This is a genomic window from Pseudonocardia nigra, from assembly GCF_019396355.1.
Lineage (GTDB): Bacteria > Actinomycetota > Actinomycetes > Mycobacteriales > Pseudonocardiaceae > Pseudonocardia > Pseudonocardia nigra.
In genome coordinates this window covers 1-508 of record NZ_JAHKRK010000601.1, presented here as the reverse complement: position 1 = coordinate 508, position 508 = coordinate 1, and the positions used below count along the sequence as shown (strand labels likewise).

At 74.6% G+C, this 508-nt stretch carries 1 protein-coding gene and 1 pseudogene; both read left to right on the top strand.

Annotated features, from left to right (window positions below):
• Nucleotides 1-18: 18 nt before the first annotated feature.
• Nucleotides 19-177, top strand: a pseudogene (locus tag KME75_RS47440) (IS110 family transposase); the annotation flags it as partial.
• Nucleotides 178-212: 35 nt separating this feature from the next.
• On the top strand, nucleotides 213-407 hold the full coding sequence (locus KME75_RS44675) for a hypothetical protein (protein ID WP_246633871.1): 195 nt from the start codon (nucleotides 213-215) through the stop codon (nucleotides 405-407).
• Nucleotides 408-508 lie beyond the last annotated feature (101 nt).

The following is a 508-nucleotide window of genomic DNA, read 5'->3' as shown; positions in this document are numbered from 1 at the left end:
GATCCCGGCTCCGTCGCGATCGGGCAGATCCCCGGGATCGGGCCGATCCTGGCCGCGGTGTTCCTCGCCGAGATCGGCGGCATCACCCGCTTCAGCACGCCCGCGCAGCTGGCCTGCTGGGCCGGGCTGACCCCGAAACATCACGAGTCCGACACCACCGTGCACCGCGGCCGGATCAGGCAAGCAGGGCTGCCGGCTGGTCCGGTGGGCCCGTGGTCGAGGCCGTGCAACGCGTGCCCGCGCACACCCGCCGCGGGCAGGTCCGCGACCGGGTCGCCGCCCGCCGCGGCAACCGCAACATCGGCGTCGTCGCCGCCGCCGCCGAGCTGGTCGAGCTGGTCTTCTACGGGCTGCGCGACGGGCAGATCCGCTGCCTGGCCGCGCCGCCCCGAACCCCCGCGGCATGAGCCCGGGGACCTCGGACCGCGGTGGGTGCAGGTCGTGAGTGTCATGACCCCCGTCCGCGGCGTGGTCGCCCCTTCTGATTGACCTCGCCCACCGCGAACTC